This is a genomic window from Pseudomonas sp. S3_A03, from assembly GCF_054668275.1.
The window spans coordinates 5,940,190-5,959,056 of record NZ_CP162753.1; the positions used below are offsets into that span (position 1 = coordinate 5,940,190).

The following is an 18,867-nucleotide window of genomic DNA, read 5'->3' on the forward strand; positions in this document are numbered from 1 at the left end:
CATTCTCCAGATCAGTGCTTGCTCTGATCCTGGGGCATCGCCATCAACTGCTTTTCCTGGTTCCAATCGAACGGTTCGTCGTTCTGTTCGGCTTCATAGCGACGCTCTTCCAGGGCCTGGTACAGGTCCAGTTCTTCGTCGGGCATAAAGTGCAGGCAATCGCCGCCAAAGAACCACAGCAGGTCGCGCGGCACCAGGTGGGCAATTTGCGGGTAGCGCAGGATGACCTGGCTCATCAGGTCCTGGCCCAGGTACTGGCTCTCGATCGGGTCGATGGGCAGCAGAGCGCGCAATTCGTCAAAGCGCTCCAGGAACAGGGTGTGGCTTTCCTCGGGCACCTGTTCGGCTTCGCCGACGGCAACCAGGATGCTGCGCAGGTGGTCGAGCAAGACGAGATGATCGGCAACGACGTTGGACACGAGATAAGTCCTCTAAAGCAAAAACGGGCGCGAGAGTATATAGCTCAAGCGCCCGTATTTATATGACCGCTCGACTCAGCGGGTTTTGCCCTCTGCCTGGCTCAGTTCTTCCTTGCTGAAATCATCCACGTCGATCACCTTGCGTCGCGCCGCTTCGGCGTCACGCAGGGCCTGCGCTTCGGCCGGTTGCAGCACGCCGGCGTGCAGCGCGGCGTCAATGGCATGCTCGCCGGCGGCCGGTTTGACCTGGCCGCTTTTCAGCGCGGTGTGGAGTTTTTTCTGCAGCGGATGGCTGGCGCCGAGCAGATCGTAAGCCTGTTGCAGCGCGCCTACCGGATCGTCCGCCGATTGCGGGCGGTAGCAGCCGGCCAGCAATTCTTCCAGGGTCGGGTCGCCTTTGGCGCGGCCGATCACCGCAGCCACTTGGGCATCCAGTGCATCCGACGGCCCGGTGTGGCGACGGCCGAACGGGAACACGATCACCCGCAGCAGGCAGCCGAGCACCTTGTTCGGGAAGTTGCTCAGCAATTCATCCAGTGCGCGTTCCGATTCGCCAAGGCTTTCTTCCATGGCCCAGGCAAACAGCGGTTCCAGATGGTCGGGCGAATCCAGGTCGTGATAACGCTTGAGCGCCGCCGACGCCAGGTACATGTGGCTCAGCACATCGCCCAAGCGTGCCGACAGGCGTTCGCGGCGTTTCAGCTCGCCGCCCAGCAGCATCATGCTCAAGTCGGCGAGCAGGGCGAACGCGGCGGCCTGGCGATTGAGTGCACGGAAATAGCCTTGGCTCAAGCGGTTGCCGGGGGCTTTCTCGAAATGCCCAACGCCGAGATTCAGTACCAGGGTGCTGGCAGCGTTGCCCACGGCAAAACCAATATGCTGCATCAGCAGGCCATCGAACTCTTTCAGCGCCTGGTCGTGGTCTTCACGACCGGCCAGGGCCATTTCCTTGAGCACGAACGGATGGCAGCGGATGGCGCCCTGGCCGAAGATCATCAGGTTGCGCGAGAGGATATTCGCGCCTTCCACCGTGATGAAAATGGGCGCGCCTTGCCAGCTGCGGCCCAGGTAGTTGTTCGGGCCCATGATGATGCCCTTGCCGCCGTGCACGTCCATGGCGTGGCTGATGCACTCGCGGCCGCGCTCGGTGAGGTGGTATTTGAGGATCGCCGACAGCACTGAGGGTTTCTCGCCCAGGTCGACGGCGTTGGCGGTGAGCATGCGGGCGCTGTCCATCAGCCAGGCGTTACCGCCGATACGCGCCAGGGCTTCCTGGATTCCTTCGAAAGCCGACAGCGGCACATTGAACTGCTCGCGCACCTGAGCATATTGGCCGGTCACCAGGCTGGTGAACTTGGCCGCGCCGGTGCCGACCGCCGGCAGGGAAATTGAACGGCCTACTGACAGGCAATTCATCAGCATCATCCAGCCCTTGCCGAGCATTTCCTGGCCGCCGATGAGGTAGTCCAGGGGGATGAACACATCCTTGCCGGAGTTGGGGCCGTTCATGAAGGCGGCGCCGAGCGGCAGGTGGCGACGGCCGATTTCCACGCCAGGGGTATCGGTAGGAATCAACGCGAGGCTGATGCCCAGGTCTTCTTCTTCACCCAGCAGGTGGTCCGGGTCATAGGCCTTGAAGGCGAGCCCGAGCAAGGTCGCGACCGGGCCGAGGGTGATGTAGCGTTTTTCCCAGTTCAGGCGCAGGCCCAGGGTTTCCTGGCCTTCCCATTCACCTTTGCAGATCACGCCGGTGTCGGGCATGGCGCCTGCGTCGGAGCCCGCCAGCGGGCCGGTGAGGGCGAAACACGGGATGTCGTCGCCACGCGCAAGGCGCGGCAGGTAGTGGTTGCGTTGCTCATCGGTGCCGTAATGCAGCAGCAGTTCGGCCGGGCCGAGGGAGTTGGGCACCATCACAGTGGACGCCAGGTCGCCGCTGCGTGTGGCCAGCTTCATCGCGACCTGGGAGTGGGCGTAGGCGGAGAAGCCCTTGCCGCCGTATTCCTTGGGGATGATCAGGGCAAAGAAACCGTGGGTCTTGATGTGCTCCCAGGCGGCGGGCGGCAGGTCCATGGCCTGGCCGATTTCCCAGTCGCTGACCATGGCGCAGAGTTCTTCGGTGGGGCCGTCGATGAAGGCCTGTTCTTCTTCGGTCAATCGGGCCTTGGGGTAGGCCAGCAATTTGTCCCAGTCGGGGCGACCGCTGAACAGCTCGCCGTCCCACCACACGGTGCCGGCGTCGATGGCGTCGCGCTCGGTTTCGGACATCGGCGGCAGGACTTTCTGAAACCAACTGAACAGTGGTTTGGTGAAGTATTGGCGGCGCAGGTCGGGCAGCAACAAGGGCGCGGCGACGATGGCGATCAACACCCAGAAGATCAGCAGCAGCCAACCCGGTGCATGGCTCCAGGCCCCCATCGCCAACAAGTAAACGGCAACCACGCCCAAGGCGGGCAGGGGCGCCGTGCGGCGGTGCGCCAGGTAAGCAACGCCGACCACCAGAACCAGTATCCACAACAACAGCATATTCAATCCTCCGTGAACCAGGGCGAAACCACCAAGGAGCTTAGTCGGCATCCTAGAAAGCGCGGTGGTCGGGGTGTAACGAGTTGTACGGGAGGCAACGATCAGCAGGCGCCGACATTTGGCCGAATCGTCGTTATCTCTGCGGCAGGCCGGTCGTTAGACTTCAGGCTTCCTTTGGAGATAAAGCTCATGGAAACGTACCTGAGTCCCAGCCGCTTCATCGATAGTGACCACCCTGCGGTGGTGGAGTTCGCCGAAAAAAACCGCGGAACCCATGCGAATTTACGTGACCAGGCAGTCAGTCTCTATCTCGCCGTACGCGAGGCTGTGCGCTACAACCCCTACACCTTCAGCCGCGACCCCGGCACGTTGAACGCCAGCTTCGCCCTGGCTACCCGCGAGAGCTACTGTGTGCCCAAGGCCACCTTGCTCGCCGCCTGCGCCCGCCATTGCGGTATCCCCGCGCGCATCGGCCTGGCGGATGTGCGTAATCACCTGTCGACCCCGCGTCTGCTCGCGTTGCTCAAGAGTGATGTGTTCGCCATGCACGGTTACACCGAGCTGTACCTGGACGGTGGCTGGGTCAAGGCCACGCCGGCGTTCAATCAGCAATTGTGTGAGCTATTCGATGTGCCGCCGCTGGAATTCGATGGGGTTAACGACAGCGTGTTCCATGCGTTCAATCGCCAAGGCCAGCGTTCGATGGAGTACGTGCTGGACCATGGGCAATTTGCCGATGTGCCCGAAGAAATGTTCTTCGCCCATATTCAGAAATGTTACCCGCACCTGTTTGCCGAACACATGCCGAGCCTGCTGGGCGACTTGCAGAGCGATTTAAGCCGTGGGTGAACCGGCGTATGCTGCTGCGTTCATCAAGCCATGTTCACCACAATAAGGCGCGGTCATGCTGAAGATCTGGGGTCGTAAAAATTCATCCAATGTCAGGAAAGCACTGTGGTGCGCCGAGGAGCTCGGCCTGGACTATGAGGCAATTGATGCGGGCGGGGCTTTTGGTGTGGTCGATACCCCGCAGTACCGGGCGCTGAACCCCAATGGCCGGGTGCCGATGATTCAGGACGGCGACTTTGCGTTGTGGGAATCCAACACCATTGTGCGTTACCTCTGCGCCAAGCACGCGTCGGCGTTTTACCCAAGCGACCTGCAAGCCCGTGCCAATGCCGAAAAGTGGATGGACTGGACCACCTCGACCCTGGCCGAGCCCTTCAAGATCGTGTTCTGGGGGGTATTGCGTACCCCCGCAGAAAAACAGGACTGGCACGCCATCCACGCAGGACGCCAAGCCTGCATTGATGCGCTCCAGACGGTCGAGCAGGCCCTCGCCGGGCAGCCTTACCTGTCCGGCGACGCTTTCGGCATGGGGGACATCCCCTTGGGCTGTTTCATTTACGCCTGGTTCGAAATGCCCATCGAACGTCCTGCAATGCCCCATCTAGAGGCCTGGTACCAACGCCTGCAGCAGCGGCCGGCGTATCGCAAAGCGGTCATGACCGTGTTGACTTAATACTGACTATTAATACAGGTGACTGTACTTGTGCGACGCGGGCACGCACCATGCTCGCCATGCGCCGCGGGTTGAACTACCTGCGGTGCGCCCCTCATCTATTCTTTCTATTCCCTTCTTTGGTGCGTATTCCGATATGAGTTCCGCTCTGTCCATCCGGCAGCTAACCAAAACCTACGGCAACGGTTTCCAGGCCCTGAGTGGTATCGATCTGGACGTCGCCGAAGGTGACTTCTTCGCCTTGCTCGGCCCCAACGGCGCAGGCAAATCCACCACCATCGGTATCCTCTCGACCCTGGTGAACAAGACCAGCGGCACGGTGAATATTTTCGGTCATGACCTGGATAAATCCCCGGCGGCGCTCAAGCGCTCTATCGGCGTGGTGCCCCAGGAATTCAACTTCAACCAGTTCGAAAAGACCTTCGACATCGTCGTGACCCAGGCCGGTTACTACGGCATCCCGATGAAAGTCGCCAAGGAACGCGCCGAGCAATACCTGACCCAACTGGGCCTGTGGGACAAGCGCGATGTGCCTTCGCGCTCGCTGTCCGGTGGTATGAAACGCCGCTTGATGATCGCCCGCGCACTGGTGCACGAACCGCGCCTGCTGATCCTCGATGAGCCCACCGCCGGCGTGGACATCGAGCTGCGTCGCTCGATGTGGACCTTCCTCACCGAGCTGAACGAGAAGGGCATCACCATCATCCTCACCACCCATTACCTGGAAGAGGCTGAGCAGCTGTGCCGCAATATCGGCATCATCGACCACGGCACCATCGTCGAGAACACCAGCATGCGTAACCTGCTGGGCCAGTTGCATGTGGAAACCTTCCTGCTCGACCTGAAGAACAATCTGTCGGTGCCGCCGCAACTGCTCGGCTACCCGAGCCGCCTGGTGGACAGCCACACCCTGGAAGTCCAGGTCGACAAAGCCATGGGCATTACCGCGCTGTTCACGCAGTTGGCAACCCAGAACATCGAAGTGCTGAGCCTGCGTAACAAAACCAATCGCCTTGAGGAGTTGTTCGTGTCCCTGGTGGAGAAAAATCTGACGAAGGTGGCGGTATGAGTTCCGAACTGCAACCTAACCTCGTTGCGCTGCAAACCATCGTCTACCGCGAAGTGAAGCGCTTTACCCGGATCTGGCCGCAGACGTTGCTGCCGCCGGCGATCACCATGGTCCTGTATTTCGTGATCTTCGGTAACCTGATCGGTCGGCAGATCGGCGACATGGGTGGTTTCACCTACATGGAGTACATCGTGCCGGGCCTGATCATGATGTCAGTGATCACCAACTCCTACGGCAACGTGGTGTCGAGTTTCTTCGGCAGCAAGTTCCAGCGCTCCATCGAAGAATTGATGGTGTCGCCGGTGTCGCCGCACACCATTCTGATCGGCTACACCTTGGGTGGCGTGCTGCGCGGTTTGATGGTCGGGGTGATCGTGACGCTGTTGTCACTGTTCTTCACGCAGCTGCAAGTGCATCACCTCGGGGTGACGATTCTGGTGGTGGTGCTCACGGCGACGATCTTCTCGCTGCTGGGGTTTATCAACGCCGTGTTTGCACGCAACTTCGATGATATTTCGATCATCCCAACCTTCGTGCTGACGCCGCTGACCTACCTGGGCGGCGTGTTCTATTCCATCACCTTGCTGCCACCGTTCTGGCAGACCGTGTCACTGGCCAACCCGGTGCTGCACATGGTCAACGCCTTCCGCTACGGCATCCTGGGTGTGTCGGATATCAAGATCAGCGTGGCGATCACCTTCATGATCGTGGCCACCGTGGTGTTGTATATCGGTTGCGCGCGGTTGCTGGTGAGTGGGCGTGGGATGCGTACGTAAGTACTGATCTGAACGCGGTAAAAAATGTCGGAGGGGGCTTACATCCCGATAGCGGTGGCGCAGTCAAAACTATGTGGACTGTTACACCGCCATCGGGGCAAGCCCCCTCCCACATTTGGTTTTGTATGAGGCCTTATGACTTCAGCGCCAGCTCGATCAGCTCGTGCAGTTGTTCAACTTCCAACGGTGCGCTTGAAAACAGAATGCGAAACACCGTCGGCGCCGCCAGCAGGTTGATCAAACGGTCCACGCTCGGTGGCGCCTGGTCCGGGTAGCGGTCGACAATCGCCTGCAACTGCCCACTCAAGATGCTCACGCAATATCCTGGCGTCACGCTGCACTGCACGTCACGCATCATGTTGCGCCCCGGCGCCGAACTCATTTCATCCAGATATTGCTCGGCCCAGGCTTGCAGGTCACCGCGCAGGCTGCCGGTGTTGGCCGGTTCGCTGTCGGGGCGCATGCGCGCCAGGGCCACGTCGGCGAGCAGCACCGACAGGTCGCCCCAGCGTCGGTAGATGGTCGACGGGGTGACGCCTGCGCGCGCGGCTATCATCGGCACGGTCACGCTCGTGCGTTCATGGGTCTCCAGCAGTTCGCGCACTGCCGAATGAACGGATTCTTGTACCCGGGCACTACGGCCTCCCGGGCGGAGGCCTTCTTTAATCACCATGTTTGTGACCTTAACACAAAGAATTTGCTTTAAGTGCTGGCCGGTCGCACACTCCACAAAAGCAAAATATTAGCTTTAGCGGAGCGTGCCCATGCCCAACCTGACGTCTCATCGTTCCAGTCTGGTGTTCCTCGCGATCACCTTGCTCACATTCCTGGCCGCCTCCAGCGCGCCGACGCCGTTGTACCCTCTGTATCAGGAAGGCCTGCATTTCTCGGCAGGCATGCTCACGCTGATCTTTGGCGTGTACGCCTTGAGCCTGCTGGCGGCGCTGCTGACCGTGGGGTCGTTGTCGGACCATCTGGGGCGTAGGCCGGTGATTTTTGCCGCGCTGGTCCTGAACATGCTGGCGATGCTGCTATTTATCAATGAAAGCAGCGTGGCCTGGCTGATTGCCGCGCGTACATTGCAGGGCTTTGCCACCGGCATGGCCACGGCGGCGCTGGGGGCGGCGTTGCTCGATACCGATCGCCAGCAAGGGCCGCTGATCAACAGTGTGGCGCCGATGTTGGGGATGGCGTGCGGGGCGATGGGATGCAGCCTGCTGGTGGAGTTTGCACCGTTCCCGACCACCTTGATTTACGCGGTGCTGTTCAGCCTGATGCTGTTACAAGCCTTGTATGTAGTGCGCTTGCCGGAAACCGTCAGCCGGATACCGGGAGCGCTGGCCTCGCTGTGGCCCACCTTGCACGTGCCGGCCCAGGCTCGCCGCGCGTTATGGGTGGCGTTGCCGGTAGACGTCGCGGTATGGGCCATGGGAGGTTTTTATCTGTCCCTCGCGCCGTCGCTGGTGCGGGCGGCGACCGGCTCCACATCCCATCTGATCGGTGGCGGGTTGGTGGCCGTGCTGACATTGAGCGCAGCGCTGATGATCTACAGCCTGCGCAATCGCTCGGCCGACAGGCTCCTGCGCCTGGGGGCTGTATTGCTGGCGGTGGGTGTGGCGTTGATCCTGAGCGCTGTGCACGCCGGCAGCTTGCCGTTATTTTTTGTCGCCACGCTGATCGCCGGCAGTGGCTTCGGAACCGGGTTCCTTGGGGCTGTGCGCAGCGTCGTACCGCTGGCCTTGCCCCACGAGCGGGCGGGTTTGATGTCGGCGTTCTATGTGCTGAGTTACCTGGCGTTCTGCGTGCCATCACTGTTGGCGGGTAATCTGATCCGCAGCGTTGGTTTGATTGCCACTACGGATGCGTATGGGGCGCTGTTGATCGGGCTGACACTCAGTGCCTTGGTCGCGCTGCTCATGCAGGATTCTTCCAGGCGCAAGGCGACATCCAGCCCTTGATCCGGTAATAATCGCCGATTCAAAAAGCCGTGAGATTCAAGCGTGAAGATCATCCGCAGCAAGGACTTCACCGGCAGCCGTGCCTGGGAAGCATTGGATATTGCCAACATGAACGGCATCACCACCCGTTTGCACTGGACCGACCAGCCGTATCGCTGGCACACCAACGACGGTGAAGAAGTGTTTGTGGTGCTGGATGGGCGGGTAAACATGTACTACCGCGACCATGGTTTTGAGCAGGTGGCGGAGCTGGCGGTGGGGGATATTTTCTACGCCAGCGTCGGCACCGAGCACGTGGCTCATCCCCAGGGCCCTGCGCGAATTCTGGTGATAGAAAGCGAGGGCAGTGTTTAGCGCTTATCGGCAAAATAGATAACAGTTAGAGATATTACCCGTTATATAGATATTCGATCAGGTTCTACCATGGTCCCACCCTCATGCGAGGAAGAGGATTGCCATCATGACCTGCTCGACTACTGCCCGCTTCAAACCCTTCAGCCACCTGACCCGCCCTCAGGAAGTGATTCGCCAGTTCACCCCCAACTGGTTTGCCGCGACCATGGGCACCGGGGTGCTGGCGCTGGCCTTGGCGCAGTTGCCCGTCACTCTGCCAGGTGTGCAGGCGCTCGCCGAAGGGCTTTGGCTGTTGACCATTGGCCTGTTCCTGCTGTTCAGCGTTTTGTATGCGGCGCGGTGGGTGATGTTTTTTCACGAGGCGCGCCGGATCTTCGGGCATTCCACGGTTTCGATGTTTTTCGGCACCATTCCCATGGGCCTGGCAACCATTCTTAACGGCTTGTTGCTGTTCGGCCTGCCGCGCTGGGGTGCCGATGTGATTCCGCTGGCCGAAGCGCTGTGGTGGCTGGACGTGGCCATGGCGCTGGCCTGCGGTGTGCTGATCCCGTTCATGATGTTTACCCGTCAGGAACACAGCATCGACCGGATGACCGCCGTGTGGCTGCTGCCTGTAGTCGCCGCTGAAGTCGCCGCAGCCAGCGGTGGCTTGCTCGCGCCACACCTGGCAGATGCCCATGGGCAATTGGTGATGCTGGTGACCAGCTACGTGCTATGGGCGTTTTCCCTGCCGGTGGCGTTCAGCATCCTGACTATCCTGATGCTGCGCATGGCCCTGCATAAATTGCCCCACGCCAATATGGCCGCGTCGAGTTGGCTGGCGCTCGGTCCCATCGGCACCGGGGCCCTTGGGATGTTGTTGCTGGGCGGCGATGCTCCCGTCATCTTTGCCGCCAATGGCTTGCCCGGCGTCGGTGAAATTGCCGGCGGCCTTGGCCTGATCGCGGGTATCACCCTGTGGGGCTTCGGCCTGTGGTGGATGCTGATCGCGGTGCTGATCACCCTGCGTTACTTGCGCGCCGGTATCCCGTTCAACCTCGGTTGGTGGGGGTTTACCTTCCCATTGGGGGTGTATGCCCTGGCCACGCTGAAACTGGCAGCCGTGCTGCACCTGGGCTTCTTCGGCGTAATGGGCTGCGTGTTGGTAGTGGCCTTGGCGCTGATGTGGTGGGTTGTCGCCAAGCGCACCGTGCAAGGCGCCTACAAAGGTGAGCTTTTTGTTTCACCCTGCATTGCAGGATTAGGGAATAAGTGAGCGCGATTAGGTAAAGTCGTGGCCTGATAAATAACGGCCACGCAGGAACACGGACGATGAGCCACCCCTCGCAATTTACCTTGCTGCGCACACGGCGCTTTTTGCCGTTCTTCGTTACCCAGTTGCTGGGCGCTTTCAACGACAACATCTTCAAGCAGTCGTTGATCCTGGCCATTCTCTACAAGCTCACCATCGACGGTGACCGCTCTATCTGGGTCAACCTGTGCGCGCTGCTGTTTATCCTGCCGTTTTTCCTGTTCTCGGCGTTGGCCGGGCAGTTTGGCGAGAAATTCAACAAGGATGCGCTGATCCGCGCGATTAAGATCGGCGAGATCGTGATCATGGCCGTGGGCGCCACAGGCTTCCTGACCAACCATCTGGAGCTGATGCTGCTGGCGCTGTTTGCCATGGGCACGCACTCGGCGCTGTTCGGCCCGGTCAAGTATTCGATCATGCCCCAGGCCCTGCACGACGACGAGTTGGTGGGCGGCAACGGCTTGGTGGAAATGGGCACCTTCCTGGCTATTCTGGCCGGCACTATCGGTGCGGGAGTGATGATGTCGTCCGCCCACTATGCGCCTGTGGTGTCCGTGGCGATTGTTGGCGTCGCGGTGCTGGGTTACCTGGCCAGTCGCAGCATTCCCCGTGCGGCGGCGTCGACCCCGCAGCTGCGCCTGGACTGGAACATCTTCACCCAGTCCTGGGCCACCTTGCGCATGGGCCTGGGCCAGACGCCGGCGGTGTCGCGCTCGATCGTCGGCAACTCATGGTTCTGGTTCGTCGGGGCGATCTACCTGACGCAGATCCCCGCGTACGCCAAAGAGTGGTTGTATGGCGACGAAACCGTGGTGACGTTGATCCTCACCGTGTTTTCGGTGGGCATCGCCCTCGGTTCGATGCTCTGCGAGAAACTTTCCGGGCGTAAGGTGGAAATCGGCCTGGTGCCCTTTGGCTCATTCGGCCTGACGGTGTTCGGCCTGTTGCTGTGGTGGCATTCCGGCGGCTTCGTGCAGAACATCCAGGCCAACGACTGGCTGGCGGTGCTCAGTGTCGGCCAGGCGTGGTGGGTGTTGTTCGATATCCTCGGCCTGGGGGTGTTCGGCGGTTTCTATATCGTGCCGCTGTATGCGCTGATCCAGTCGCGTACCGCCGAGCACGAGCGCGCACGGGTGATTGCCGCCAACAACATCCTCAACGCGCTGTTCATGGTGGTGTCGGCGATTGTGTCGATCGTGCTGCTGAGCGTGGCCAAGCTGTCGATCCCCGAACTGTTCCTGGTGGTGTCGCTGCTCAACGTCGCGGTCAACACCTACATCTTCAAGATCGTCCCCGAGTTCACCATGCGTTTCATGATCTGGCTGCTCAGCCATTCCATGTACCGGGTGGAACATCGCAACCTGCAGGCCATTCCTGATGAAGGCGCGGCGTTGCTGGTGTGCAATCACGTGTCGTTTGTCGATGCATTGTTGATTGGCGGCGCAGTGCGTCGGCCGATTCGTTTTGTCATGTACTACAAGATCTACCGCCTGCCGGTACTCAATTTTATCTTCCGCACCGCCGGTGCGATTCCGATTGCCGGGCGCAATGAAGACATCCAGATCTACGAAAAGGCCTTCACACGGATTGCGCAGTACCTGAAGGACGGCGAACTGGTGTGCATCTTCCCGGAAGGCAAGCTGACCGCCGATGGCGAGATGAATGAGTTTCGTGGCGGGGTGACACGCATTCTGGAAGAGACGGCGGTGCCGGTGATCCCGATGGCGTTGCAGGGGCTGTGGGGAAGTTTCTTCAGTCGCGATCCAAACAAGGGGTTTTTCCACCGGATTTGGTCGCGGGTGGTGTTGGTGGCCGGGGAGCCGATTGCCGCGCAGGCTGCAACGCCTGTGCAGTTGCAGGCTGTGGTGGGCGGTTTGCGGGGGAGTGTCCGGTAGCCCTGCATGGGTTGGGTCGGCCTCATCGCGAGCAAGCCCCACATTCACACATCAAAATGTGGGGCTCGCTCTGGGAAGCGGCAGTGGCCTAAGTGCTGATCTTGAGACCAATGAGCCCGCAAATGATCAAGGCCACACTGGCCAACCGAAACAACGCCATGGATTCACCAAACAGGACAATGCCCGCAATCACCGTACCCACGGCGCCTACGCCAGTCCATACGGCATAGGCGGTACCCAGTGGCAGCTCTTTGACTGCCAGCCCCAGCAGGCCGAGGCTGACGGCCATGGCGACAATCGTGAGGGCAGTGGGCAGCGGCTTGCTGAAACCGTCGGTGTACTTAAGGCCCACGGCCCAGCCGACTTCGAACAACCCGGCAAAAAACAGAATGATCCAGGACATGATGACCTCGCTTCTTCAGGCGGGGTCGTCCCCGGATTCAACGCTCGTTGGCGTCGCGAGGTCGTCCCCGCGAAGCCCGTAGAGTGCCGAAAACGGATCGGGCGATCAAGTTTGCGGAGTGTTCTCCACCATGCGCCGGTCTTCCTTTTCGCTCATGCGACGGAAGTAGGTCGACAGCAATGCCCCGGAAATATTGTGCCAGACGCTGAACAGCGCACTCGGCACCGCCGCCAGTGGCGAGAAGTGCGCGCTGGCCAGCGCAGCGCCCAGCCCGGAGTTCTGCATGCCCACCTCCAGCGCCAGCGACTTGCGTTGCGCCAATGGCAACCTGAACACGCGGCCTGTGAAGTAACCCAGCAAGAAACCGAAGCTGTTGTGCAACATCACCACGGCCATGATCAACAGGCCCGACTCGGCGATCTTCGCCTGGCTGGCGGCAACCACCGCCGCAACGATGATCACGATGCTGATCACCGACACCAGCGGCAACACCTCCACGGCATGACGCACCCGCTCGCCGAGCAGGCGTTGTGCAACCACGCCGAGCACGATCGGCAGCAGCACCACTTGCAGGATCGACCAGAACAGTTCCATGAACGACACGGGCAACCAGGCCGAGGCCAGCAGCCAGATCAGCGCCGGCGTGAGCAGTGGGGCGAGGAGGGTGGTGACGGCCGCGATGGCCACCGACAGCGCCAAATCGCCGCGTGCCAGCCACGTCATTACATTGGACGAGGTGCCGCTTGGGCAGCACCCGACGAGGATCACGCCGACGGCTATTTCCGGCGGCAGGTGGAACACTTGGCACAACAACCAGGCCACGCCCGGCATGATCACAAAGTGCGCAACCACGCCGAGCGCCACTCGCCATGGGTGGCGCGCGACTTCGGCGAAGTCATCGAGTTTGAGGGTCAGCCCCATGCCGAACATCACCAGGCCCAGCAGCGGGACGATGGCGCTTTTCAGGCCGACGAACCAACCGGGTTCAAGGAAGGCCAGCACGGCAAAAATCAGCACCCAGTAGGCGAAGGTATTGCCGACGAAGCGGCTCAGGGCGGCGAGTGCGCGCATGGGGATGTCCTTGTTATCAGATTCTTGAAGTTGAACACCTATCAAATGTGGCAGGGAGCAAGCCCCCTCCCACAGTTTGATTCACATGGCTTTAAATGCCCTGTGGGGTCTCTTCGCCGCCCAACGCTTCAACCAACGCCGGCAGGAATTCGCCGAAGGTCAGCATCATCAGGGTAAAGCTGGCATCCAGTTGGCCCAGGGCCTCGTCGCCGCCATCCTGTTCCGCCTGGTCTTGCAACAGGTCTTCGAACTTCAGGCGTTTGACGGTCATTTTGTCGTCGAGCATGAAGGACAGCTTGTCCTGCCACGCCAGGGACAGTTGCGTCACGACCTTGCCGGTGGTCAGGTGCAGTTGGATCTCTTCGCCGGTCAGGTCCTGGCGCTTGCAGCGCACGATGCCGCCGTCTTCATGAGTGTCGCGCAGTTCGCACTCGTCGAGGACAAAAAAGTCATCGGCGGGTTTTGGGTGGTCACCCAGTCGGTCATGATCGCCGTCGGTGCGGTTTTTACGGTGAGGGGGCGTACCGGCAGGGTGCCGATCACTTCACGCAGGGTCGACAGCAAGTCTTCGGCGCGTTTGGGGCTGGCCGAGTTCACCAGGATCAAGCCTTGTTTCGGCGCGATGGCGGCGAAGGTCGACGAGCGACGGATAAACGCGCGCGGCAGGAAGGCCTGGATGATTTCATCCTTGAGCTGGTCGCGTTCCTTCTTATAGACCTTGCGCATCTGCTCGGCCTCGATCTCTTCGACTTTCTCTTTGAGCGCGTCACGTACCACGCTACCCGGCAAAATGCGTTCTTCCTTGCGTGCGGCGATCAGCAAGAAATCTCCGCTGACGTGTACCAGGGGAGCGTCTTCGCCTTTACCAAAAGGCGCGACGAAACCGTAAGTGGTCAACTCCTGGCTTGCACAAGGGCGCGCCAGTTTGGTGGCCATTGCAGTCTCCAACGCCTCGGCATCAACAGGCAGATCTTGGGTCAGGCGATAGATAAGCAGGTTCTTGAACCACATGGGGTGAGTCTCTCCTTTATACAAAGGGGGGCATTATTCTCTTGATAACGCCCCAGGCCAACCCTGCCTAAGCCATTGGAAGGCCTCAAAAAAGATTTAAGAAAGTGCTTGCCAGACCCAGGGTCGCTCCGTAGAATGCGCGCCACACCGAGACGAAGGGTGATTAGCTCAGCTGGGAGAGCATCTGCCTTACAAGCAGAGGGTCGGCGGTTCGATCCCGTCATCACCCACCATTCGCTTCATGTGTTACGCGCAGCGGTAGTTCAGTCGGTTAGAATACCGGCCTGTCACGCCGGGGGTCGCGGGTTCGAGTCCCGTCCGCTGCGCCATATTCGGTAACCTGGAACGCTGAACGCCAGGTCACCACAGAAAGCCCGCTCATTGAGCGGGCTTTTTTTCGTCTGCAGCATTTCGCATTTCATCCTTGATGCAAAAGGCCAACCTGGGGCGGCGTAGACGTTCAACGGTGAACATTGCTGCAAGCAGATCAGTGTGAAACAGCCATCCAGCCCGCACAGCCAGTCATTACGCCGGCGGATGTTCTGTTCAGACGCTTCATTGCCTTGGGTGACTGGAGGGCGCACTTGATTCGCGATGCGGTAACCAGGTAAGCCAATTGGATGGTCAGATCAATCCCAATGCCGAGTGCGGTGATAAAGAGGACTTCGGGCCAGGACAGAGCCGTCAGATCAAATGCATGAGGCAACACCGCGCCGAAAAATACCACCGCCTTTGGATTGCTCAGGGTCAGCACAGCGCCTGCAAGAAGGCCTCGGCCCACTGAGCGCTTGGGAGGTGCTTGAGGTTGTTCGGTGCTCTTGCACCATAGGCTCCATGCGATGAACAGAATAAAGGCAACACCCAGCCATTTCACCGCGATGAACACATGCTCGAACTGCAGTGCCAGCGCCGTAAGACCGAGGGTGGCAACCACCAGCCAGGCCGCATTTCCCAGCACCATACCGCCGATGAAGGGTATCGTAGACCTTGCGCCGCGCGACACCACTTGGCCGAGCAGGGCTCCCTGAGCAGGGCCGGGGATTGCGGCTGCAATGGCGAATGGCACGACAAATAACCAGATTGAAGCAGTAGCGCTCACGTTCGAAGCCTCCCTATTGCCTGGTACATAAAGCGAAATATTCGCACCGGGTGAGCAGCGAAACAACACGGTCGTTTGCTCCCTGTGCCCCGATCAAGACCTCGATCCGAAAACAGACCTGATCATCGAGGCATCGTTGGGCCCCGATGATCCATCACAAACCTGCGAGCAAGGGCATGTTGGCTACCGATCGATGTTGGCCTTACACCTGCTGCCCTGCCTCACACTCAAGACATCTCGCCCACCCCCTGGGCACGCTTGCCGAGTTTCATCAGCCAGTAGTAACTCAGGGCGGGTACCAGCAACCCGACCATCCACGCCAGGTCTACGCCATCCAGGGCGTTGGCCACCGGGCCGACATACAACGTGGTGTTCATGAAGGGGATTTCCAGCGCGATCGCCAGCACGAAACTGCCGCAAGCGATCCAGTTGATGCGTCCGTAGATCCCGTCCTTGTCGAAGATGTCATCGATCCGGTATTGCCCTTTGCGCAGGCAGTAGTAATCCACCAGATTGATTGCCGTCCAAGGGATCAGGAAGTAGCTCATGAAGAAAATGAAATTGAGGAAAAAGTTGATGAAGTCGTCCTGACTGATGGTGCACAAGGCTGTGGCCACCAGGCTGATCAGCAGCATGAACAGGCCGCGTACACGAGGTGTCACCTTGAGCTGGGCAAAGGGTTCGATCACGGTGATGGTCGACATAAAGGCGCCGTACAGGTTGAACACATTGATCGACACCTGGCCATAGACGATGAAGGCGAACAGCAGCAGCGCGCCGCTCCCAAACAGGCCGGCGATATGGCTGCCGACGTTACTGGAAAAGCCCGTGATACCGACGCTGAGAATCGCCCCTAAAATCATCATCCAGGCACCGCCGCTGACCGTGCCGACGTAGCTGTACCAGAACACTTTTGCGGTTGGCGTGCTACTCGGCAAGTAACGCGAGTAGTCGGCCACGTACGGCGCGTAGGACAGTTGCCAGGTCACGGCGATGCTCACCGCCACCAGGAACTTCGACAACGAGAAGTCGGTTGGCAGCCATTGCTCCGCAGGAATTGGCAACTGGAGCGCTGACACGGTCGCGCCGATAAACACCAGCAGCGAAAGGATCGACAGCAGCTTCTGCAAGCGGTGAATCAGGCGATAACCGTAGAGCGCGACGACAAAGCACAATGCCCCGATCAGGTAGATGTTGCCGGTGGCCGGCAACGGGCTGACGGACTCCAATGCCTGGGCGGCGAGCAAGGTGTTGCTGACGAAAAACCCCAGGTAGATCAGCATCACGAACAGCAGCGGCAATACCGCCCCCAGCACGCCGAATTGCGCCCGACTCTGGATCATTTGCGGGATGCCCAGTTTCGGTCCCTGGGCAGAATGGGAGGCCATGAAGATGGCCCCCAGCAGCGAACCGATGATGATCGCCAGCGCGCTCCAGAACAGATTGAGCCCCATCACGACCGGCAACACGCCGGACGCAATGGTGGTGATGTTCATGTTGGCGCCAAACCAGATGAAGAACAGCGAGCCGGGTTGGCCATGGCGTTCAGCCTCAGGGATGAAATCGATGCTTCTTTTTTCAACTTGCATGGCGATTACTCCTGAGTCCGGGCGAGATGGGTTTGCAAGCGGGCGATGGTGCGTTCCAGCTCATGGGGCTGGTGGGCGAACAGGTCTGGGCGCTCGGGGATCAGGCTTAGATAATCGCGGTTCTCCAGGGCTCGCAGGCATTCGGCGCCGGTGAGGATTTCCATGGCGTAGATCCAGTTGGCCATCATCAGCAGCGCCGAGTAATGCCCCGCCAGTGTGGTCGTGGTGCAGGCATCGCTGACCAGCCGAATCTGATAACCCAGGGCGAAGGCGTCGAACACCGTGCTGAGCACGCAAACATCGGTCAACACGCCGCAGACGATCAGGGTATCGACCCCGAGCGCCTTGAGCCGGCCATCCAGGTCGGTGCGGTGGAAGGCGCTGTAACGGCTCTTGTCGATAACGAGCTCATCAGGCTGCGGCGCCAAAAGTTCGAGGATTTCCACGTGGCGGGTGCCCGCGCGATAGCTGCTGGGGCCGCCGTCGGCCGCTCGCGGTTCGCCGCGCGGCAGGTCACTGCCGTCGGCCTGATTGATGTGACGGGTATAGATGACAGGCACCCGCTGGCGGCGGGCGGTCTTGAGCAGGGCGACGGTGTTGGCCGCCACGGTGTCGAAGTGTTCCAGGACGAATCCGTCCTCCTGCTGCATGTCGATGATCAACAGCGCGTTTTTATTATTCATTGAGCAAACCTGATCATGGGCCGAAGCACAAAGCACCGGGCACGCCTCGTTTTGAAGAGACGCGGGTGCGTGAATTCCAGTTCGGGTCAGCTCAATAAACGGGTTGCCAGAAACCGTTCTGCTTGGCAGTCACGCTGGCGCGCAGGCGCTTGAAATGCAGATGTGAAACGGTCGATTCGCCGCGCAGGTAAGCCTGCTCGGCGCCGGAGGGAAGGGCGAGTGATGGGCGGCGATCATTGATCATTGGAATCGACCCCACACGTCAGGCGGCCCCTGGCTTTGCGTCCGAGGGGCCGGGGTGGTGGACTTTCAGCGGAACGCCGGGACCACGTGTTTGATGAACAGCTCCAGGGATTTTTTCTTTTCCGCGTGAGGCAGGCTGTTATCGCACCAGAAGCTGAATTCGTCGACACCCAATTGCTGGTAGTACTTGATGCGCGGGATGATTTCTTCCGGGGTGCCGATCATGGCGGTCTTGTGCAGGCTCTCCAGTTGGAACTCCGGGCGCTCGGCGAACTTCTCTTCCGGGCTCGGTTCCAGGAAGCCGTTGACCGGCGTTACCTTGTTGCCGAACCAGGCATCGAAGGTGCGATAGAAACGCGAGATCGCCTTGGCCCCGACTTTCCAGCCCTCGGGGTTGTCGGCCGCGTGAACGTGGGTGTGACGCAGCACCATCAGTTGCGGGCGTGGCACGTCCGGGTTGTTATCCAGCGCGGCCTGGAATTTGTTCTTCAGATCGAGGACTTCTTCGTCGCCCTTCATCAGCGGCGTGACCATGACGTTGCAGCCGTTGGCCACGGCGAAGTTATGCGAGTCCGGATCGCGAGCGGCGATCCACATAGGCGGATTAGGCTTCTGGATCGGCTTGGGCACGCTGGTGGAGGTCGGGAATTTCCAGATATCGCCATCGTGGGCGTAATCGCCTTGCCACAGGGCGCGCACCACCGGAACCATCTCGCGCAGCGCCTGGCCGCCGGAGGAGGCGGGCATGCCACCGGCCATTCGGTCGAACTCCACCTGATAAGCGCCACGGGCCAGACCGACTTCCATGCGACCGTTACTGATCACGTCCAGCAAGGCGCATTCGCCCGCGACCCGCAACGGGTGCCAGAACGGCGCGATGATGGTGCCGGCGCCGAGGTGAATGGTGGTGGTCTTGGCGGCCAGGTAGGCCAACAGCGGCATCGGGCTCGGCGAGATGGTG

The 18,867-nt window shown here is 60.3% G+C and carries 18 protein-coding genes, 2 tRNA genes and 1 pseudogene; 10 read left to right on the forward strand and 11 right to left on the reverse strand.

Annotated features, from left to right (window positions below):
• Positions 1-11: 11 nt before the first annotated feature.
• Positions 12-419, reverse strand: a complete 408-nt coding sequence (locus tag AB4O25_RS27460) for a PA2817 family protein (RefSeq protein WP_065876924.1) — start codon at positions 417-419, stop codon at positions 12-14.
• A 75-nt stretch (positions 420-494) separates the two neighbouring features.
• The gene (locus AB4O25_RS27465; protein WP_017529781.1) at positions 495-2,942 is read right to left on the reverse strand and encodes an acyl-CoA dehydrogenase; all 2,448 of its coding nucleotides are present in this window, start codon (positions 2,940-2,942) and stop codon (positions 495-497) included.
• A 189-nt stretch (positions 2,943-3,131) separates the two neighbouring features.
• Here AB4O25_RS27465 and AB4O25_RS27470 point away from each other — a divergent pair, with 189 nt between their 5' ends.
• The 4 genes from AB4O25_RS27470 to AB4O25_RS27485 all read left to right on the forward strand — a co-directional run bounded on the left by AB4O25_RS27470 (position 3,132) and on the right by AB4O25_RS27485 (position 6,309).
• A complete protein-coding gene (locus AB4O25_RS27470) occupies positions 3,132-3,791 on the forward strand; it encodes a transglutaminase-like domain-containing protein (RefSeq protein WP_017529782.1) in 660 nt (219 codons plus the stop codon).
• A gap of 55 nt (positions 3,792-3,846) precedes the next feature.
• A complete protein-coding gene (locus AB4O25_RS27475; RefSeq protein ID WP_017529783.1) occupies positions 3,847-4,464 on the forward strand; it encodes a glutathione S-transferase family protein in 618 nt (205 codons plus the stop codon).
• A 136-nt stretch (positions 4,465-4,600) separates the two neighbouring features.
• Positions 4,601-5,533 carry an ABC transporter ATP-binding protein gene (locus AB4O25_RS27480; protein WP_017529784.1) on the forward strand — a complete coding sequence of 311 codons (933 nt, stop codon included), beginning with the start codon at positions 4,601-4,603 and terminating at the stop codon, positions 5,531-5,533.
• Positions 5,530-6,309, forward strand: coding sequence for an ABC transporter permease (locus tag AB4O25_RS27485; protein ID WP_017529785.1), 780 nt, complete (start codon positions 5,530-5,532; stop codon positions 6,307-6,309). The genes AB4O25_RS27480 and AB4O25_RS27485 overlap by 4 nt, the downstream gene beginning before the upstream one ends.
• A 133-nt stretch (positions 6,310-6,442) precedes the next feature.
• Here AB4O25_RS27485 and AB4O25_RS27490 read toward each other — a convergent pair whose 3' ends face one another.
• Complete coding sequence (locus AB4O25_RS27490) at positions 6,443-6,982, reverse strand: TetR/AcrR family transcriptional regulator (RefSeq protein WP_017529786.1); 540 nt, start codon at positions 6,980-6,982, stop codon at positions 6,443-6,445.
• A 91-nt stretch (positions 6,983-7,073) separates the two neighbouring features.
• Between AB4O25_RS27490 and AB4O25_RS27495 the strand changes: the two genes are divergently transcribed.
• The 4 genes from AB4O25_RS27495 to AB4O25_RS27510 all read left to right on the forward strand — a co-directional run bounded on the left by AB4O25_RS27495 (position 7,074) and on the right by AB4O25_RS27510 (position 11,807).
• Positions 7,074-8,267 (forward strand): MFS transporter, encoded by a 1,194-nt coding sequence (locus AB4O25_RS27495; protein ID WP_460150217.1) that lies wholly within the window; start codon positions 7,074-7,076, stop codon positions 8,265-8,267.
• 42 nt (positions 8,268-8,309) lie between these two features.
• The gene (locus AB4O25_RS27500; protein ID WP_065876927.1) at positions 8,310-8,621 is read left to right on the forward strand and encodes a cupin domain-containing protein; all 312 of its coding nucleotides are present in this window, start codon (positions 8,310-8,312) and stop codon (positions 8,619-8,621) included.
• Between the two features lie 106 nt (positions 8,622-8,727).
• Positions 8,728-9,876, forward strand: coding sequence for a TDT family transporter (locus AB4O25_RS27505; RefSeq protein WP_460150219.1), 1,149 nt, complete (start codon positions 8,728-8,730; stop codon positions 9,874-9,876).
• Between the two features lie 56 nt (positions 9,877-9,932).
• Positions 9,933-11,807, forward strand: a complete 1,875-nt coding sequence (locus AB4O25_RS27510; RefSeq protein ID WP_017529790.1) for an MFS transporter — start codon at positions 9,933-9,935, stop codon at positions 11,805-11,807.
• An 88-nt stretch (positions 11,808-11,895) separates the two neighbouring features.
• Here AB4O25_RS27510 and sugE read toward each other — a convergent pair whose 3' ends face one another.
• From sugE to rdgC, 3 genes and pseudogenes are all read right to left on the reverse strand, one after another.
• Complete coding sequence (gene sugE / locus AB4O25_RS27515) at positions 11,896-12,210, reverse strand: quaternary ammonium compound efflux SMR transporter SugE (protein WP_460150220.1); 315 nt, start codon at positions 12,208-12,210, stop codon at positions 11,896-11,898.
• A gap of 105 nt (positions 12,211-12,315) precedes the next feature.
• On the reverse strand, positions 12,316-13,281 hold the full coding sequence (locus AB4O25_RS27520; RefSeq protein ID WP_068932411.1) for a bile acid:sodium symporter family protein: 966 nt from the start codon (positions 13,279-13,281) through the stop codon (positions 12,316-12,318).
• Between the two features lie 91 nt (positions 13,282-13,372).
• Positions 13,373-14,292 (reverse strand): annotated as a pseudogene (gene rdgC / locus AB4O25_RS27525) (recombination-associated protein RdgC).
• Positions 14,293-14,449: 157 nt separating this feature from the next.
• Between rdgC and AB4O25_RS27530 the strand changes: the two are divergent.
• Together AB4O25_RS27530 and AB4O25_RS27535 are read left to right on the forward strand one after the other, a co-directional pair.
• Positions 14,450-14,525, forward strand: a tRNA-Val gene (locus AB4O25_RS27530).
• Between the two features lie 19 nt (positions 14,526-14,544).
• Positions 14,545-14,621 (forward strand) — tRNA-Asp (locus tag AB4O25_RS27535).
• Positions 14,622-14,779: 158 nt separating this feature from the next.
• Here AB4O25_RS27535 and AB4O25_RS27540 read toward each other — a convergent pair.
• The 5 genes from AB4O25_RS27540 to AB4O25_RS27560 form a co-directional block, all read right to left on the reverse strand.
• Positions 14,780-15,391 (reverse strand): LysE family translocator, encoded by a 612-nt coding sequence (locus tag AB4O25_RS27540; RefSeq protein ID WP_068932409.1) that lies wholly within the window; start codon positions 15,389-15,391, stop codon positions 14,780-14,782.
• A 227-nt stretch (positions 15,392-15,618) separates the two neighbouring features.
• Complete coding sequence (locus AB4O25_RS27545; protein ID WP_017530575.1) at positions 15,619-16,980, reverse strand: purine-cytosine permease family protein; 1,362 nt, start codon at positions 16,978-16,980, stop codon at positions 15,619-15,621.
• A gap of 5 nt (positions 16,981-16,985) precedes the next feature.
• Entirely contained in the window at positions 16,986-17,663 is a 678-nt protein-coding gene (locus tag AB4O25_RS27550; RefSeq protein WP_460150222.1) for a cysteine hydrolase family protein, read from the reverse strand.
• Between the two features lie 91 nt (positions 17,664-17,754).
• Entirely contained in the window at positions 17,755-17,907 is a 153-nt protein-coding gene (locus AB4O25_RS27555) for a hypothetical protein (protein WP_017530573.1), read from the reverse strand.
• Positions 17,908-17,972: 65 nt separating this feature from the next.
• Positions 17,973-18,867: LLM class flavin-dependent oxidoreductase (locus AB4O25_RS27560; protein WP_460150224.1), on the reverse strand; the 895-nt coding region annotated here is incomplete at its 5' end.

What these genes read in the sequence shown, in the direction of transcription:
- AB4O25_RS27465 (WP_017529781.1), bottom strand. Translation starts at nt 2,942, where the DNA reads ATGCTGTTGTTGTGGATACTGGTTCTGGTGGTCGGCGTTGCTTACCTG.
- AB4O25_RS27470 (WP_017529782.1), top strand. Translation starts at nt 3,132, where the DNA reads ATGGAAACGTACCTGAGTCCCAGCCGCTTCATCGATAGTGACCACCCT.
- AB4O25_RS27475 (WP_017529783.1), top strand. Translation starts at nt 3,847, where the DNA reads ATGCTGAAGATCTGGGGTCGTAAAAATTCATCCAATGTCAGGAAAGCA.
- AB4O25_RS27480 (WP_017529784.1), top strand. Translation starts at nt 4,601, where the DNA reads ATGAGTTCCGCTCTGTCCATCCGGCAGCTAACCAAAACCTACGGCAAC.
- AB4O25_RS27485 (WP_017529785.1), top strand. Translation starts at nt 5,530, where the DNA reads ATGAGTTCCGAACTGCAACCTAACCTCGTTGCGCTGCAAACCATCGTC.
- AB4O25_RS27490 (WP_017529786.1), bottom strand. Translation starts at nt 6,982, where the DNA reads ATGGTGATTAAAGAAGGCCTCCGCCCGGGAGGCCGTAGTGCCCGGGTA.
- AB4O25_RS27495 (WP_460150217.1), top strand. Translation starts at nt 7,074, where the DNA reads ATGCCCAACCTGACGTCTCATCGTTCCAGTCTGGTGTTCCTCGCGATC.
- AB4O25_RS27505 (WP_460150219.1), top strand. Translation starts at nt 8,728, where the DNA reads ATGACCTGCTCGACTACTGCCCGCTTCAAACCCTTCAGCCACCTGACC.
- AB4O25_RS27510 (WP_017529790.1), top strand. Translation starts at nt 9,933, where the DNA reads ATGAGCCACCCCTCGCAATTTACCTTGCTGCGCACACGGCGCTTTTTG.
- sugE (WP_460150220.1), bottom strand. Translation starts at nt 12,210, where the DNA reads ATGTCCTGGATCATTCTGTTTTTTGCCGGGTTGTTCGAAGTCGGCTGG.
- AB4O25_RS27520 (WP_068932411.1), bottom strand. Translation starts at nt 13,281, where the DNA reads ATGCGCGCACTCGCCGCCCTGAGCCGCTTCGTCGGCAATACCTTCGCC.
- AB4O25_RS27545 (WP_017530575.1), bottom strand. Translation starts at nt 16,980, where the DNA reads ATGCAAGTTGAAAAAAGAAGCATCGATTTCATCCCTGAGGCTGAACGC.
- AB4O25_RS27550 (WP_460150222.1), bottom strand. Translation starts at nt 17,663, where the DNA reads ATGAATAATAAAAACGCGCTGTTGATCATCGACATGCAGCAGGAGGAC.
- AB4O25_RS27555 (WP_017530573.1), bottom strand. Translation starts at nt 17,907, where the DNA reads ATGATCAATGATCGCCGCCCATCACTCGCCCTTCCCTCCGGCGCCGAG.